Source organism: Telluria mixta (assembly GCF_029223865.1).
Classification (GTDB): Bacteria; Pseudomonadota; Gammaproteobacteria; order Burkholderiales; family Burkholderiaceae_D; genus Telluria; species Telluria mixta.
Map to the genome: position 1 here is coordinate 5,408,037 of NZ_CP119520.1, position 16,718 is coordinate 5,424,754.

Genomic DNA, 16,718 nt, shown 5'->3' on the forward strand with positions numbered 1-16,718 from the left:
AACGATTACATGACCATAACGACTACATCGCCAACGCAATAAATAAAGCGTGGAGACAAAAATGCCGACCTCATCAGCCGTCCTCATTCATTCCGATCCGACCGCGATTTGCCGGTCCGTTCCAGCCGTCGTTCTGGCATCGCCGCGTTACCCCGCAGCGTAACTCGTCATAGTTTCGCGGCCGCCGCAGGGCGACCGTTTTCATTGCAGTTGCAACCAGCTCCGTCGTGGAAGCGGAGCATCAAACACAGAGCACAGGAGACACCATGATTCGATTCAAGAGAACCGCGATCGCCGTGGCAGCCGGCCAGATCGCACTGCTCGCCAGCGGTTATGCGCTGGCGCAGACCGAAGCAGGCCAGAACGCTTCCGGTTCCAGCGTCGTCGTCGTGACGGGCCAGCGCGCCGCGCTGCAGTCCGCACAGAAAATCAAGCAGAATTCCGACGAGATCGTCGATTCGATCGTCGCCGACGACATCGGCAAGCTGCCGGACCGTTCGGTGACGGAAGTGCTGCAGCGCGTGGTCGGCGTGACGATCGACCGCACGATGTCGAAAGGCGACCCGGAACACTATTCGGTCGAAGGTTCGGGCGTGAACGTGCGCGGCCTGTCCTACGTCCGTTCGGAACTGAATGGCCGCGACTCGTTCTCCGCGAACGGCGGCCGCTCGCTCAACTTCGAAGACGTGCCGCCCGAGCTGATGGCCGGCGTCGACGTCTACAAGAACCCGTCGGCAGAACAGATCGAGGGCGCCGTCGGCGGTCTCGTGAATCTGCGCACGGCGATGCCGTTCGACTTCAAGGGCCGCAAGATGGCCGTGTCGCTGGAAGACACGTATTCCGAACTGAAGCGGGGCAAGCGCCAGCCGTCCGGCTCGTTCATGTTCTCGGACCGCTGGAAGACGGGCTTCGGCGAGATCGGCGCCCTCGTCGATTTGGCGTATTCGGAAAGCGGCACCCGCACCGATGCGTTCCAGGTCGAGCCGTACTATCCGCGCAATGACGTCGTGGCCGGCAAGACCGTATGGGTGCCGAAGGGCTCGCAATGGCGTACGCTGGAGTTCGACCGCAAGCGCAAGGGTGCGTACGGCGCGCTGCAGTGGAAGAAGGATAACTCGCTGAGCTCCTCGCTGACGTTCTTCAAGTCGCGCTACAAGATGCACTGGGACGAGCAGGCGATCTTCGCCCAGTCGAGCCCCTACAACATCCAGGTCAGCAAGGATGCGACGTTCAATTCGAAGGGCGCGCTGCTGACCGGCACGCTGACCGATCCGCAGGACGGCGGCATCAACTTCGGCGGCGACACGCGCTCGGCTGACCGCACGTCGGAAACGACGGACGTTTCGTGGAACGTGCGCTGGCGCCCGAACGACCGCTGGACCATCAGCACGGACCTGCAGCGCATCCGCGCCACAACCAGCAGCTTCGACTCGACGGTCGCCACCGGCGTGCAGATGCCCAGCGAGACGATCGACCTGCGCGGCGACGTGCCGACCCTGTCGTTCACGGATGCCGACCGCGCCTACCTCGCGAACCCCAACAATTACTACTGGGCGTTCACGATGGAACACCAGGACCGCAGCAAGGCCGGCGAATGGGCATGGCGCACGGACGCGAAGTACGACTTCGACCACCCGGTGCTGCGCGACATCCGCTTCGGCATCCGCCTGACGGACCGCGATTCCCGCAACGAGAACTCGAACCCGAGCTACAACTGGGCGGCCATCACGCAGACGTGGCAGGTCGGCCCGACCAACACGCTGTCGAGCCTCGCCTACCTGGGCGATCCGCGCTTCAACAACCAGGTGCAGGTCCACTCGTTCAACAACTTCTTCAACAACAACACGTCGGTACCGGCACTGGTGTTCCCGGCCGTGGCGCTGACCACCGGCTATCCGGGCACGTATGCGCAGCTGCACACGTATCCGAACATGTTGTGCAACAACGGCACCAATAACTGCACGTCGTGGAACCCGGCCACGTTCGGGACCGACCCGGCCGGCGTGAACGAACAGAAGGAGAAGACCGGTGCACTGTACTCGCAGCTGCGCTTCGGCTTCGACGACCTGAAGTACCCGGTCGACGGCAACATCGGCCTGCGCTACGTGAAGACCGACATGACGGCGCACGGCTACACCGTGTTCACCCCGAGCACGTCGACCGGCGCCGGCATCCCGCAATTCGCGGCGTTCTCCAAGAAGCAGGATTTCAGCAACAGCTACAACAACGTGCTGCCCAGCCTGAACCTGCGCATGAAGGCCAGCGACGCGCTGCAGTTCCGCATGGGCCTGTCGACCGGCATCTCGCGTCCCGACTTCAGCGACCTGCAGGGCTACACGACGCTGTCGCAGAACGTGGACAATTCCAGCGGCCTGGTGACCTACACAGGTACCGGCACCGGCAACCCGAACCTGCGTCCGGTCCGTTCGCACCAGGTCGACCTGACGGCGGAATGGTACTTCGCGAAGACGGGCTCGTTGACGTTCGGCGTGTTCAACAAGCAGCTGAAGGACGTCATCATCAAGCAGTCGTACGGTTACGACCTCGCGGACAGCACCGGCAAGTCGTACACCTTCACGACGACGGGCCCGGTGAACGGCGCGGACGGCCATGCACGCGGCGCGGAGATCGCGTTCCAGCAGTACTTCGACTTCCTGCCGGGCTGGCTGTCGGGCTTCGGCGTCCAGGCGAACTACACGTACGTCGACAGCAAGACGTCGCTGCACCAGCCGGTCCACTCCGTGTACTGCACGGGCAGCAACTCGGCGGCGAACTTCAACCTGAACCTGAACGGCTGCGACACGAACGGCACCACGTTCAACGACCTGCCGCTGATCGGCCTGTCGCGCCAGTCGTACAACCTGGCCCTGATGTACGACCAGGGCAAGATCTCGGCGCGCCTGGCCTGGAACTGGCGTTCGAAGAACCTGCAGAACGTGAACGTCAACGGCACCAACGGCGGCGACGGCACCGACAGCAACCCGGCCAGCCCGACCTTCGGCCAGCACAACGTGGCCTGGGCGCTGCCGACGTGGGCGGACGGTTATGGCCAGCTGGACGGCTCGATCTTCTACAACGTGTCGGACCGCCTGTCGATCGGCCTGGAAGCGCAGAACCTGACCGACTCCAAGGCTCGCCAGCTCATGCAGCAGAGCACCGGCTTCATGGGCCGCGCGTGGTTCGTGTCGGGTCCGCGTTATACGGCCAAGATGCGTTACAGCTTCTAAGTACGTAGCAGGTAACGCATGAACCGTCGCCCCCGCGAAGGCGGGGGCGACGTTCTTGGGCTGCGGGCTACAGGCCCTCCAGCCCCAACTCCTTCGCATGCGCCCGCAGGAACGCCACCTGCGCCGCGCGCGTATCCGGCCCGCCGTAGGGCAGCAGCGTCCACTGCTCGGACGCCTGCATGTGCCGGCCCGGCGCCAGCGTCACGTACGGCGCGTGCACCTCCATCTCCATCAATCCCTGTTCCGGCGCCTCCGGTTGCCAGTCGTTGTACAGCTCGATCTGGCCCTGGTCCGGATGGATGGCCGTACGCGGCTGGTGCGCGAACTGGATCACCAGCACCTGGCCCTTGTAAAAGCCCGCCATCCAGCCGGCGGACGGCTGCAGCAGCATCTTGCCGTTGCGGTGCGGCTTGCCTTTACCCGCCGGGTAGGCGTCCAGCGAGAACAGGCCGTCGGCCAGGGTCCACGTCAGCGGCACCATGTCCGGTTTCGGCTCGATGGCCTGCTGGCGCACGTCCTCGCGGCGCGCGACGGGCACGTAGACGCGCGTGTCGCCGTGGGTGCGCGTGTTGAACCAGATGTCCCACGCCACCTGCTTCGCACGCGTGTTGGCCGCGTCCACGTCCAGGCGCAGGCTGTGCGGCTTGCCCGGCACGAGGCTGTAGCGTTTCACCAGCTGCAGGCCGTTCACGGGGCTGGCCGGGCTCGCGAGCGTGACGGCGTCCGGGCGCTTGTCCTCCACCTTGTAGCGGGCGAGGCTCAGCCACGGATCGGGCGGCCACGGCAGACCGGCGCGTGACGGGTTCACGTCCTGGTGCGACCACCATTCCTTCTGCGGGCCGACCCAGATCTCGTGGCCGAGCCAGCCGACGTTGTCCGTCGTCGCGCCGACAGCCGCATGCGGATCGCCGGCCGCGAGGTCGGCCTTCAGGAAGCTGGGTTGGCCCGCCAGCGCGAACGACAGCAGCCGGCCGCCGATGGCGTCGGTGACGGTCGCGCGTACGCTGCCGTTGTCGAGGGTGTGGATGGGGATGTCGGCTGCTTGTGCTGCGGCCGTGAGGGCGCAGAAGAGTGAGCAAGAGCGGGCGAGCGCCGTGGCGGTTTTCGTTGGAGTGGGCATATGCTGTCGGGCTGGGTGTGAAATCGGTTTCAGCCCGACAGCTTAGCAAAGAATCACCCCGGCGGGGCGACGGATGCGCCTTCGATCCCGTGGCGCTTCAGCGCGTCCGCCACGAAGCCGCTCGCCTTCATCTCTTCGACGAATGCGGTAAGCAACGCGGCGGCAGCGTCGCCGCGCGATTTCGGCACGCCCATCGCCTGGCGGATGACCATGAAGCGGCCGTCCAGCAGGCGCAGGCCGGGCTTACCGCGCGCGTCCGCTTCCAGCTGCTGGCGCACGCCCGCCGCGACATCCGCGCCTTGCTCGAGGAAGGTGGGGACGACGGCGGGCGAGGAGGGCGCGCGCACGATCTGCGCCTGCCGGAGTTCCCGGGTCAGGAACAAATCGTACGCGCTGCCCTTGCCGACGACGACGCGGTGCGCCGCCTGGTCGACGTCCCCGTTGGCGCGGATGGGCGAATCGTCCTTCACGAGGTAGCTGCCCTCGATCAGCACGTACGGCGCCGTGAACGCGATGTCGGCGCCGCGCGCGGGATCGATGGCGAAGAACCCGATGTCCGCGCGTTCGCTCGCGACGGCATCCACCGACTTGCCGGCCGTGTCGACGACGACGAGGTCCAGGTCCACGCCGAGCCGCCGTGCGAATTCGCGAGCGAGGTCGACAGACACGCCCCCCGCGCCGCCTTCACCCACGGCATGCGCGAGGATCGGGTTGCCGAGGTTGATCGCGGCGCGCAGCTTGCCGGTCGGCGCGAAGGTCATGCCTCGGCCACAGCGAGTGCCGTCATGTTGACGATGCGGCGCACGGTCGCGCTGGGGCTGAGGATGTGCACGGACTTCGCCGCGCCCAGCAGGATCGGGCCCACCGTCACGCCCTTGCCCGAGGTGACCTTCAGCACGTTGAACAGGATGTTGGCGGCATCCAGCGACGGCATCACGAGCAGGTTGGCGCTGCCGCCGAAATCGTCCTTCGACTGATAAATGCGGCGGATGTCTTCCGACAGCGCGGCATCGCCATGGACTTCGCCCAGCACGGGCAGCTCCGGCGCGCTCGAGGCGAGCAGGGCGCGCGCGTCGCGCATGCGCTGCGCGGACGGGCGCTGCGACGAACCGAAGATCGAGTGCGACACGAGGGCCGCTTTCGGCTCCAGGCCGAAGTGGCGCATCTCCTGCGCGGCCAGCTTCGTGATCGCCGCCAGTTCCTGGGCCGACGGGTTGTCGTTGACGTACGTGTCGGTGATGAACAGGGTCATCTTGTCCAGCACGAGCGCGTTCATCGCGGCCAGCACGTCGGCGCCCGGCGCGAGGCCGATCTCGTTCTTCACGTGCGCCAGGTGGCTGTCATAGCTGCCCGTCATGCCGCAGATGAGCGAGTCGACCTGGCCCGCGTTCAGCAGGCGCGCGCCTTGCAACGTCGTGTCGCCTTCCGCTTCCACGAGCGTGTAGTCGACGCCCGCCTTCAGGCGCAGGCCGGACTGCTTGATGGCCTTCTCGACGTCGCCCGCGTGGCCGATCAGCACGGGCTTGGCGATGCCTTCGTCGACGACGGTCTGCACGGCGCGCAGCACGCGCGGCTCGCTGCCGTCCGCGAACGCGACGCGCTTCGGCGCGGCCTTGGCCTTCGCGAACACGGGCTTCATGAAGAAGCCGGTGTGGTAGATCATCTCGCCCAGCTTGTCGCGGTAGGCGTCCATGTCCGCGATCGGACGCGTGGCGACGCCCGACGCTTCCGCGGCCTTGGCAACGGCGGGTGCGATGGCGGCGATGAGGCGCGGGTCGAACGGTTTCGGGATGATGTAGTCGGGGCCGAAGTTCAGGTCCTGGCCGGCGTAGGCGGCGGCGACGGCGTCATTGGCTTCCGCTTCGGCCAGGTCGGCGATCGCGCTCACGCAGGCGAGCTTCATCTCTTCCGTGATGCGGGTGGCGCCGCAATCGAGCGCGCCGCGGAAGATGTACGGGAAGCACAGCACGTTGTTGACCTGGTTCGGATAGTCCGAACGGCCCGTCGCGATGATGCAGTCCGGACGCGCGGCCTTCGCCACTTCCGGACGGATTTCCGGTTCCGGGTTCGCGAGCGCCAGGATGATGGGGCGGTCGGCCATCGTTTTCACCATGTCGGCGGTCAGCACGCCGGCGGTCGAGCAGCCGAGGAACACGTCGGCCTTGTTGACGATGTCCGCCAGCGTGCGCGCGTCCGTCGCCTGCGCGTAGCGGGCCTTGTTCGCTTCCATGTTCGCTTCGCGGCCCTGCCAGATCACGCCCTTCGAGTCGGCAACGTAGACGTTTTGCTGTTTCACGCCCAGGCTCACCATCATGTCGAGGCAGGCGATGGCCGCCGCGCCGGCGCCGGACGCCACCAGTTTCACCTGGCCGATGTCCTTGCCGACGACTTTCAGTGCGTTGAGGAGTGCCGCGCTCGAGATGATCGCGGTGCCGTGCTGGTCGTCGTGGAAGACGGGGATGTTCATGCGCTCGCGCAGCTTCTTCTCGATGTAGAAGCATTCGGGCGCCTTGATGTCTTCCAGGTTGATGCCGCCGACGGTCGGCTCCAGCATCGCGATCGCATCGACCAGTTTATCGGGATCGTTTTCGGCCAGTTCCAGGTCGAACACGTCGACGCCGGCAAATTTCTTGAACAGGCAGCCTTTGCCTTCCATGACGGGCTTCGATGCCAGCGGGCCGATGTTGCCCAGGCCGAGCACCGCGGTGCCGTTCGAGATCACGGCAACCAGGTTGCCACGCGAGGTGTAATCGGCGGCGGTGGCGGGGTCCGCGGCGATTTCCTCGCAGGCGTAGGCGACGCCGGGCGAATAGGCAAGCGACAGGTCGCGCTGGTTCGACAGGGGTTTCGTGGCGACGACCTCGATCTTCCCGCGTGCCGGACTGCGGTGGTACTCGAGCGCGTCGGCGCGCAACTGGGTGTCTTTAGCCTCGTTCAGGCTGCTTTCGGTACTCATGATTTCTCCTATGCCGCTTTGCGCGGACGATGTTATGGATTCGTTGCGGCCATCCGGCGCACGGCAGGGACCATGCGGGGAGGCATGCCGGGATATCCGCTGCGCTTCGATCCGGCAGCGGTGGTGGTGCGCCTCCAGTGCCCGGACGGCGTGGTGGCCGGGGCTGTGCGCGCGCTCCTGGCGCGGGCGCGGTCGGGGGCGCCGTGTCCACGGCGATACGCGATCATACGTGATCGCGGGCGATGTTGCTTACTTCGCCAGATATTACGTATATCACTGTGGCCTGAACATCCGGAACAGTTGGTCCGGACCGACCTCGAAATAGTCGGCCGGCCCGCCGCCGCGCAGGATGTGGCCCGCGTGCGCCGTGTCGTAAACACCGTCCCGGAGCAGGGCGCGGGCGATGTGCACGCCGACGACTTCGCCCAGCACGAGCCAGCTCGGCGCCGGCTGTCCGTCCGCGTCCTGCAGCCGGATGAGCTGGGTGAGTTTGCATTCGAACGAGACCGGGGTTTCGAGCACGCGCGGCACGTCCACGAGGCGCGACGCGACGGGCGTGAGGCCGGCCAGCGCGAACTCGTCGACCTCGGGCGGCACCATCGCGCAGGTGGCGTTCATGCGGTCGGCGAGGGCGCGCGTGGCCAGGTTCCAGCAGAACTGTCCCGTTTCCTCGACGTTGCGGACGGTGTCCTTGTAGCCGATGCTGGCGAACCCCACGATCGGGGGCGTGTAGTTGAACGCGTTGAAGAAGCTGTACGGCGCGAGGTTCAGGGTGCCGGCGCGGCTTTTCGTGGAAATCCAGCCGATGGGGCGGGGGCCGACGATGGCATTGAAGGGATCGTGCGGCAGACCGTGGCCGGCGCGCGGTTCGTAGAAATGGATGTCGTTCATACAAACACGATACCGCATCGCGGCCATCCGTGCAGGCGTCGGTCATCTGCAACTAACCGATTGTGCGAGACGCCCCGGCGTAGGGTGGACGGGTTCCCCGTCCACGCGTTCAACCAGCAAATGGGATCTCCGGCACCCCAGTCACCCCAGGCCGTACCATCAACACCGCCCCCGCCAACGAATGATCCTCACGCCCCGGCTGCACGATCGACGTGATCAGCAAGGTATCAAGCCGAGGCCCGCCAAAGCAAGGCATCGACGGCTTCGCCACCGGCAGCTTCAGTTCGCGATCCAGCTTCCCGGCCGGCGTGAAGCGCAACAGGCTGGCGCCATCGTTGCCCGCGACCCAGTAACAGCCGTCGCTGTCCATCGCCGCGCCGTCGGGACGTCCGGCGTACGCGGCCATGTCGACGAACAGGCGCCGGTTGTGCGGTACCCCCGCGTCGACGTCGTAGTCGAACGTCCACACGCGCCGGCGCGTCGGGTGCGAATCCGACAGGTACATCGTGCGGCCGTCGGGCGACCACGCGAGGCCGTTCTGCGTGACGAGGCCGGAGACGAGCGGCGCCGACAGGCCGGCACCGTCGTAGCGGTACAGCCGTCCGATCGGCAGCGCGGCCGCCATGTCCATCCACATCGTGCCGCTCCAGAAGCGGCCCTGGCGGTCGGTGCGGCCGTCGTTGAAGCGCATGCCGGGCGCCAGTTCGGCCGGCGCAGCCAGGCGTTCCGCCCGCACCGTGCCGTCGCCCAGCAGCTCGACGGCGAAGATGCCCGTCTCCATCCCGGCGATCAGGCCGCCCCGTGCGCGCGGCGCGATGCAGGCGACCATCTCCGCGGCCGTCCAGTGCCGCGCCGCGCCGGACGCATGGTCCAGGCGCCAGATGCGGCGGGCGGGGATGTCGACCCAGTACCAGGCCTGTTCCTCCGCGTGCCAGACGGGGCTCTCGCCCACGGCGCAGCTGACGCCATGGACGCTTTCGACGATTGCTTCAGGCATGCGCCAGCTCCTCCGGCAGGCGTGCCATGTCCTGCGTCGGCACGAGTACCTTCATGATGCCCCATGCGGCCAGGTAGGCCAGCGCGCAGAACGCGAACATGATCATGTAGCCCGTCTGGATCTGGCCCTGCGCGCCGTAGTAGTCGAACAGCTTGCCGCCGATCTTGGTCACGAGCACGCCGCCGATGCCGCCCGCCAGGCCGCCGATGCCGACGACGGAAGCGACGCAATGGCGCGGGAACAGGTCCGACGTGATCGTCAGCACGTTGCACGACCACGCCTGGTGGGCGGACGCGCCGATGCCGATCAGGATCACGGGCACCCAGTAGCCCAGGTGGCCCAGCGGCTGCGCCAGCAGGACGACGAGCGGGAAGAAGGCAATGAAGAGCATCGCCTTCATGCGGCTGTCGTACGGGGCATCGCCGCGGCGCATGAAGCGCGACGGCAGTGCGCCGCCGCCGATGCTGCCGAACATCGTCATGCTGTACAGGACGGCCAGCGGCAGGACCAGGTCCGACGTCGCCATGCCGTATTTATCGGTCAGGTATTTCGGGAGCCAGAACAGGAAGAACCACCACACGCCGTCCGTCATGAATTTGCCGACGACGAAGGCCCACGTCTGGCGCAGGCCGAGCAGCGTGCGCCAGCTCGGGGCCGGGCCGGCCGGGACGACGGCGCACCCGGCTGCGGCGGTGGCGGCGTCGTCGCTGCGGATGTACTCGAGCTCCTGGCGCGACAGGCGGCGCTGACGATCCGGCTCGTCGAACAGGAAGGCCCAGAACACGACCCACAGGAAGCCCACGGCGCCGATCCAGATGAAGGCGGCCTGCCAGCCCCAGATGGCGGCGAGCACCGGCACCGTCAGCGGCGCCAGGATCGCGCCGATGTTGGCGCCGGAATTGAAGATGCCCGTGGCGAACGAGCGCTCGGACTTGGGAAAGTATTCGGCCGTGGCGCGGATCGCGGCCGGGAAGTTGCCCGCTTCGCCGATCGCGAGAATCGTGCGCGCGACGATGAAGCCGATGACGGAGGCCGGCACGGCGAGACCGAGCAGCGACTTCAGGCCGTTACCGAGTTCAATCGAATACGCATGGGCTACAGCGCCGGCGGACCACACGACGATGGCGAGGATGTACGCGGTCTTGGTGCCCAGGCGGTCGACGATGCGGCCCGCGAACAGCAGCGCGATCGCATATACGAACTGGAACGCGGCGGCGATGTTGGCGTAGTCCGTGTTGGACCAGCCGAATTCCTTCGACAGCGACGGCGCGAGAAGGCTCAGCACCTGGCGGTCGAGATAGTTGACGGTGGTGGCGAAGAACAGCAGCGCGCAGATGGTCCACCGGTAGTTGCCGCCGGCGGGGCGGGCGGCGGGGCTGGCGACTGCGGCGTCGCCGGTGCGATTGCGGGTCATGGTCAGGCCTTGTCTATGGTTTTTGCTGACGATCGCTTGGCCGGCGTCTCCTCCGGCCGTTGCGGGCGGCCGGCACATCGTACCAGCCGCCCGTAGGTTACTGCGGTCTACATGCTGATCATTTCGCGAGCTGCAGCGTGCCGTCGACCAGGCGCGCGAGACCCAGCGGATTGTCGTCGCGCAGGGCTTCCGGCAGCAGCTCGGCCGGCACGTCCTGGTAGCACACGGGGCGCAGGAAGCGCTCGATGGCGGTGGCGCCGACGGATGTCGAGCGGCTGTCCGACGTGGCCGGGAACGGGCCGCCGTGCACCATCGCGTGCGACACTTCGACGCCGGTCGGGAAACCGTTGAACAGCACGCGGCCGGCCTTGCGCTCCAGGGTCGGCAGCAGGCTGCCGGCCAGTTCGCGGTCGGCCGCCGTGGCGTGCACGGTTGCCGTCAGCTGGCCTTCCAGGTGACGCGCCACTGCCAGCATCTCCGCTTCGTCGCGGCAGGCGACGACCAGCGAGGCCGGCCCGAAGATCTCTTCGTCCAGCGCCGGGCTGGCGATGTACGTGGCGGCGTCGCACGCGTACAGCGCGGCCTGCGCGGCGCAGCCGTTGCCTTCGGCGCTGCCCTGGCCGACCAGTTGCACGCCTTCGATGCCCGTGCGGCGGCCGACGGCGTCCACGTACGCCTGGTGGATGCCCGCGGTGAGCATCGTGCCGGCGCCCTTGGCCGCCAGCGCTTCGGCGGCGGACGCGCGGAAGGCGTCGAGGTCATTGCCGGCCAGGGCGATGACGAGGCCCGGGTTCGTGCAGAACTGGCCCACGCCCAGGGTGAGCGAATCGACGAACGCGCCGGCCAGCTTCGCGCCGCCCGCGGCGAGAGCGCCCGGCAGCATGAACACCGGATTGATGCTGCTCATTTCGGCATAGACGGGGATCGGTTCCTTGCGTGCGTTTGCCGTGCGGACGAGGGCGAGTCCGCCCTGGCGCGACCCGGTGAAACCGACGGCCTTGATGCCCGGATGCGCGGCCAGCGCCTGGCCGGCCACGCGGCCTTCGCCGATCAGCATCGAGAACACGCCGTCCGGCATGCCGCAATCCTCGGCGGCCTGGCGCACCGCCTTGCCGACCAGTTCCGACGTGCCGAGGTGGGCGCTGTGCGCCTTCACGACGACCGGGCAGCCGGCCGCCAGCGCGGACGCGGTGTCGCCGCCGGCGACGGAGAAGGCGAGCGGGAAGTTCGACGCGCCGAACACGGCGACGGGGCCCAGCGGGATCTTGCGCATGCGCAGGTCCGAACGGGGCGGCGTGCGCTGGGGCAGGGCGGAATCCAGCGTCGCTTCGAGGAAGTACCCGTCGCGCACCACCTTGGCGAACAGGCGCAGCTGGTTGCACGTGCGACCGCGCTCGCCTTCCAGGCGCGCCGTCGGCAGGCCCGATTCGGCGGAAGCGCGCTCGATCAGCGCCGGGCCGATATCCATGATGCGGTCGGCGATCGTCTCCAGGAAGCGGGCGCGCAGTTCCAGCGGCAGGTTGCGGTACGTGTCGAATGCCTGTTCGGCCAGCGTGCACGCGGCGACGACGTCGTCTTCCGTCGCGAGGCCGAATTCCGGTTCCATCTGCGTACGGGTAGCCGGGTTGAAGGCGCGCGTGGTGCCGGCGCCGCCGCGCACCACGCGGCGGCCGATGATCATTTCACCTTGAATCGTCATTGTCGTTCCTTTCTTATTGGCCGCCCTGGGCGACGATCAGCTTGTGCAGCATGTCGGATTCTTCGTCCGTCAGGTCGGTCAGCGGTGCGCGCACCGGGCCGCCGTCGTGGCCGACGAGGCGTGCGCCCGCCTTCACGATCGACACGGCGTAGCCGGCCTTGCGGTTGCGGATCGCCAGGTAGGGCAGGAAGAATTCGTCGAGCAGGCGGTTGGTCGTCGCGTGATCGTCCTTCGCGATCGCGTGGTAGAACTCCATCGCGAGCTTCGGCATGAAGTTGAACACGGCCGATGAGTACACCGGCACGCCCAGCGCCTTATACGCCGCGGCATACACTTCCGCGGTCGGCAGGCCGCCGAGGTAGCTGAAGCGGTCGCCCATGCGGCGCCAGATCGACACCATCAGCTCGATGTCGCCGATGCCGTCCTTGAAGCCGATCAGGTTCGGGCAGCGGTCGGCCAGCTTTTCCAGCGAGTCCGGCGTGAGGCGGCACTGCGCGCGGTTGTACACCACGACGCCGATCTTGACCGATTTGCAGACTTGTTCCACGTGCGCGACGAGGCCGTCCTGGCTCGCTTCCGTCAGGTAATGCGGCAGCAGCAGGATGCCTTTCGCGCCGAGGCGCTCGGCTTCCTGGGCGAACGCGATCGCCGCGCGCGTCGGGCCGCCGGCACCGGCGAGGATGGGCACCTTGCCGGCGCACGTGTCGACAGCGGTCTTGATCACCTGCGAGTACTCGTCATGCGTCAGCGAGAAGAATTCACCGGTGCCGCCGGCCGCGAACAGGGCGGTGGCGCCGTACGGGGCCAGCCATTCCAGGCGTTCGATGTAGGTGCTTTTGCGGAAGTTGCCTTCGGCGTCGAAATCGGTGATGGGGAAGGACAGCAGGCCGGACGACATGACTTGCTTGAGTTCTTGCGGATTCATTGGGTCTCCAGGGAAGGACGCGCAGGCGCGATAGTGTGGCAACAATTGTCAGTCATCGTACAAGTGAGCCGTCAAAAGGGCAAGCACAAAATTGCCGGGGCTGCATACAGGCTGATACCGGTTTTGACATCGAGCGATTGAAAAAAGTTATTGGACGCATATTTACGATGCGGTTCAAAATGCATTTTACGCAATGATAGCGGTAACAGATAGCGTTACCACCGCGTAGAGCAGAGGCAGCGGACCGGGATGAGGTGAAGAGAGCACCAGCCGGGCATCGCGGTTCGCCACCGGACCACCCCGATAAAACAAAAACGGAGACAACATGCCAACGCAGTTTCGCAAGACCCTGATCCACCTCGCCGTCGCCAGTGCCTGCGGCGTCCTTGCCCTTCCTGGCCACGCCCAGGAGACCACCACCACACCCGCCGATCCCGCGTCCGCACCCGCACCGGCACCCGCACCGGCACCCGCACCCGCCGCGACCCCGGCCCCGCAGGACGGCGTGAATACCGTTGTCGTCTCTGGCTCGCGCATCGCCGCGCGCGGCTTCAGCCAGCCGACGCCCACGACGACCCTGACGGCCGACGACCTGGCGAAATCCGCCAAGCCGAACCTGTTCAACACGCTGGCCGAACTGCCCGCGCTGCAGGGCAGCACGGGCCGCACGACGTTCACGTACAGTACGTCGAGCGGCGTGCAGGGCCTGTCGTCGCTGTCGCTGCGCGGCCTCGGCACGATCCGCACCCTGACCCTGCTGGACGGCCAGCGCGTCGTCGGCGCGAACGTCACGGGTGTCACGGACGTCAGCCAGTTCCCGCAACTGCTGGTCAAACGCGTCGACGTCGTGACGGGCGGCGCGTCGGCGTCGTACGGTTCCGATGCGGTGGGCGGCGTCGTAAACTTCATCACCGACAAAAAATTCAGCGGATTCAAGTTCAATGCCGAAGGCGGCATGACGCAGTACCACGACGACAAGAACGGCACCCTGCAGGCCGCGTGGGGCAAGGGGTTCATGAACGACCGCCTGCACGTGACGGCGAGCGGCGAGTTCACGAAGGAGAACGGTATCGATTCGCCGGGCTTCGGCGAAGTCGGCGCGAACGGCCGCGACTGGTACAAGAACCCGGCGCTGCAGGAATCGACGAAGGCGATGCAGGCCGCGGGCGCCCCGCGCTATAAAAGCATCCAGCACGCGCAGCACATCCAGTATGCGAAGTATGGCCTGATCACGAACGGTCCGCTGAAGGGCACGGCCTTCGGTCCGGGCGGCGCCCCGTACCCGTTCCAGTACGGGACCGATTGCGTCGGCAACTTCTGCGTCGGCGGGGACCTGTCGGGGAGTGTCGGCGCGGGCACGAACCTCGCGATGAACTTCAAGCGCCAGGTCGGCTACACGCGTGTGTCGTGGGATATCGACGCGGACAACGAGATCTACGTGACCGGCAACTGGGCGCAGGTGAAATCCGTGTTCTCGCCGAACCCGGGCGCGGCCAAGCAGGCCAACCTCAACATCCGGTGCGACAATGCGTACCTGCCGGCGTCCATCGCGGCCGACTGCGCGTCCGGCTATCCGACCGGCGTGATGCAGGTCGGTACCGCGAACGCGGAATTCCCGGCCAATATCTCCGTGCACCCGACCCGCACGCAGCGCCGCTTCGTCGTCGGCGCGGACGGCCGGTTCAACCTGTTCGGCAAGGACTGGTCGTATGACGCGTACGCGGAGCACGGCGAGAACACGACCGTGATCCACGTGCAGGACATCACCCTGAACCGCCGCTACAACTACGCGATCGACGCCGTGCGCGACGCCAGCGGCAACATCGTCTGCCGCGACGCCAGCGCGCGCGCGAACGGCTGCCAGCCGATCAACATCCTCGGCGACGTGCCGATCAACATGGCCGGCTGGTCGTACATCGCGCCGCAGAACGGACCGATGCAGCACACGGATTCGAGCCAGAACGTCGTCAGCGCCAACGTCCACGGGGACGTGATGGAAGGCTGGGCCGGGCCGATCTCGATGGCAACCGGTCTCGAATGGCGCCGCGAGGAGTACTCGGTGTACGGCGATCCGTACGGCGCCGGCGTGGACCTGCAGTCGCGCTATGCCCCGAGCTATCCGCTCGACACGACCCTGTCGACGGGCGGCGACAACTGGTTCGCGGGGAATTACCACAACGGCCGCGGCGCATTCAACGTGAAGGAGGCTTACCTCGAATTCAACATCCCGTTCCTGAAGTCGGCCACGTGGGGCGAAGCGAACCTGAACATCGCCGACCGCGAAGAGAAGTACAGCACGGCCGGCCACGCCAGCGCCTGGAAGATCGGCGCGACGTGGAAGACGCCGGTCGACGGCCTGCGCCTGCGCGCCGTCAGCTCCAAGGACGTGCGCGCGCCTAACCTGTCCGAACTGTACGCCGCGATGACGGTGACGAACCAGGCGGTCAACAACAACCAGGGTTCATCGATCCAGATCCAGCAGCGCAACGTGGGCAATCCGGACCTGAAGCCCGAAGTCGCCCGCAACAATTCGTTCGGCATCGTGCTCTCGCAACCCAGCTGGGCGCGCGGCTTCAACCTGTCGGTCGACTACTACGACATCAAGGTCAAGAACGTGATCAACTCGCTGGGCCCCCAGCAGGAGGTCGACCTGTGCTACGCGGGCTACCAGAACGTGTGCAGCGCCGTGTCGATCAACGGTCCGGCCGGCACGAACTACGTGCTGGCGCAGAGCTTCAACTTCGCGTCGCTGCACACGCGCGGCGTCGACATCGAGACGGCCTACCGCACGAACCTGCGCGACTACGGCCTGCCGGGTACCTTCACGTTGCGCGGCATGGCCACGCGGACGATCCACTCGGTGTCCGACCCGGGCGTGCCGGGCACGACGCCGAGCGAGGGCGCGGGCAACATGGCGGGCAGCACGCCGAAGTGGAAGGCGCTGGTGACCCAGTCGTGGGAGAACGGCAAGCTGGGTCTCAGCCTGACGGAGCGCTGGGTCAGCGCCGGTGTGTTCAGCAACGAGTTCATCGAATGCCAGGCCAACTGCCCGCTGCCGACCGCTGCGCATCCGACGATCTACGACAACCACCTCCCGGGTGCCACGTACATCGACTTCGGCGCAACGTACACCTTCGCGAAGGACTCGATGTTGTACTTCAAGATCGACAACCTGGCCGACCGCGGTCCGGTGCTGGTGCCGCAGACGAACCTCAGTATCGGCATCAATCCGGCGCTGTACGACGTGATCGGCCGCACGTACCGTGCGGGTGTGCGCATGGCCTTCTAACAGCCCACGTCGTTCCCGCGCAGGCGGGAACCCATGCTGAGCATCCCGATCGCTTTTGTATGGGTTCCCGCTTCCGCGGGAACGACGTTTCTCATATTCAATGAATGTTGCGCATAAAAAACATATTTCCGAATATTATGCATTCCGACTGTTTTGTCGGGTGAGATTTGGATAGATTGTAAGTGTCGAGGAGGAGACAA

The 16,718-nt window shown here is 66.5% G+C and carries 10 protein-coding genes; 2 read left to right on the forward strand and 8 right to left on the reverse strand.

The features are described 5' to 3' along the window. The first annotated feature begins 266 nt into the window (after positions 1-266). Positions 267-3,227 carry a TonB-dependent receptor gene (locus P0M04_RS23930; protein ID WP_259449285.1) on the forward strand — a complete coding sequence of 987 codons (2,961 nt, stop codon included), beginning with the start codon at positions 267-269 and terminating at the stop codon, positions 3,225-3,227. 67 nt (positions 3,228-3,294) lie between these two features. Here the strand turns inward: P0M04_RS23930 and P0M04_RS23935 are convergent, their stop codons facing one another. The 8 genes from P0M04_RS23935 to kdgD form a co-directional block, all read right to left on the reverse strand. After that, positions 3,295-4,347 carry a DUF4380 domain-containing protein gene (locus P0M04_RS23935; protein WP_259449284.1) on the reverse strand — a complete coding sequence of 351 codons (1,053 nt, stop codon included), beginning with the start codon at positions 4,345-4,347 and terminating at the stop codon, positions 3,295-3,297. A gap of 53 nt (positions 4,348-4,400) precedes the next feature. Further along, positions 4,401-5,108: an ABC transporter substrate-binding protein gene (locus tag P0M04_RS23940; RefSeq protein ID WP_259449283.1), complete on the reverse strand. Its 708-nt coding sequence runs from the start codon at positions 5,106-5,108 to the stop codon at positions 4,401-4,403. Continuing rightward, the gene (locus P0M04_RS23945) at positions 5,105-7,303 is read right to left on the reverse strand and encodes an NADP-dependent malic enzyme (RefSeq protein WP_259449282.1); all 2,199 of its coding nucleotides are present in this window, start codon (positions 7,301-7,303) and stop codon (positions 5,105-5,107) included. The genes P0M04_RS23940 and P0M04_RS23945 overlap by 4 nt, the downstream gene beginning before the upstream one ends. Before the next feature lie 273 nt (positions 7,304-7,576). Continuing rightward, a complete protein-coding gene (locus tag P0M04_RS23950; RefSeq protein WP_259449281.1) occupies positions 7,577-8,194 on the reverse strand; it encodes a flavin reductase family protein in 618 nt (205 codons plus the stop codon). Positions 8,195-8,303: 109 nt separating this feature from the next. Beyond that, the gene (locus tag P0M04_RS23955) at positions 8,304-9,191 is read right to left on the reverse strand and encodes an SMP-30/gluconolactonase/LRE family protein (RefSeq protein ID WP_259449280.1); all 888 of its coding nucleotides are present in this window, start codon (positions 9,189-9,191) and stop codon (positions 8,304-8,306) included. Next, complete coding sequence (locus P0M04_RS23960; RefSeq protein WP_259449279.1) at positions 9,184-10,605, reverse strand: MFS transporter; 1,422 nt, start codon at positions 10,603-10,605, stop codon at positions 9,184-9,186. Before P0M04_RS23960 ends, P0M04_RS23955 begins: the two co-directional genes overlap by 8 nt. Before the next feature lie 118 nt (positions 10,606-10,723). Continuing rightward, positions 10,724-12,304, reverse strand: coding sequence for an aldehyde dehydrogenase (NADP(+)) (locus tag P0M04_RS23965; RefSeq protein WP_259449278.1), 1,581 nt, complete (start codon positions 12,302-12,304; stop codon positions 10,724-10,726). 13 nt (positions 12,305-12,317) lie between these two features. Beyond that, a complete protein-coding gene (gene kdgD, locus P0M04_RS23970; RefSeq protein ID WP_259449277.1) occupies positions 12,318-13,229 on the reverse strand; it encodes a 5-dehydro-4-deoxyglucarate dehydratase in 912 nt (303 codons plus the stop codon). Positions 13,230-13,554: 325 nt separating this feature from the next. On the opposite strand from kdgD, the gene P0M04_RS23975 reads away from it, so the two are divergent. Then, positions 13,555-16,518: a TonB-dependent receptor plug domain-containing protein gene (locus P0M04_RS23975; protein WP_259449276.1), complete on the forward strand. Its 2,964-nt coding sequence runs from the start codon at positions 13,555-13,557 to the stop codon at positions 16,516-16,518. Positions 16,519-16,718: the final 200 nt, after the last annotated feature.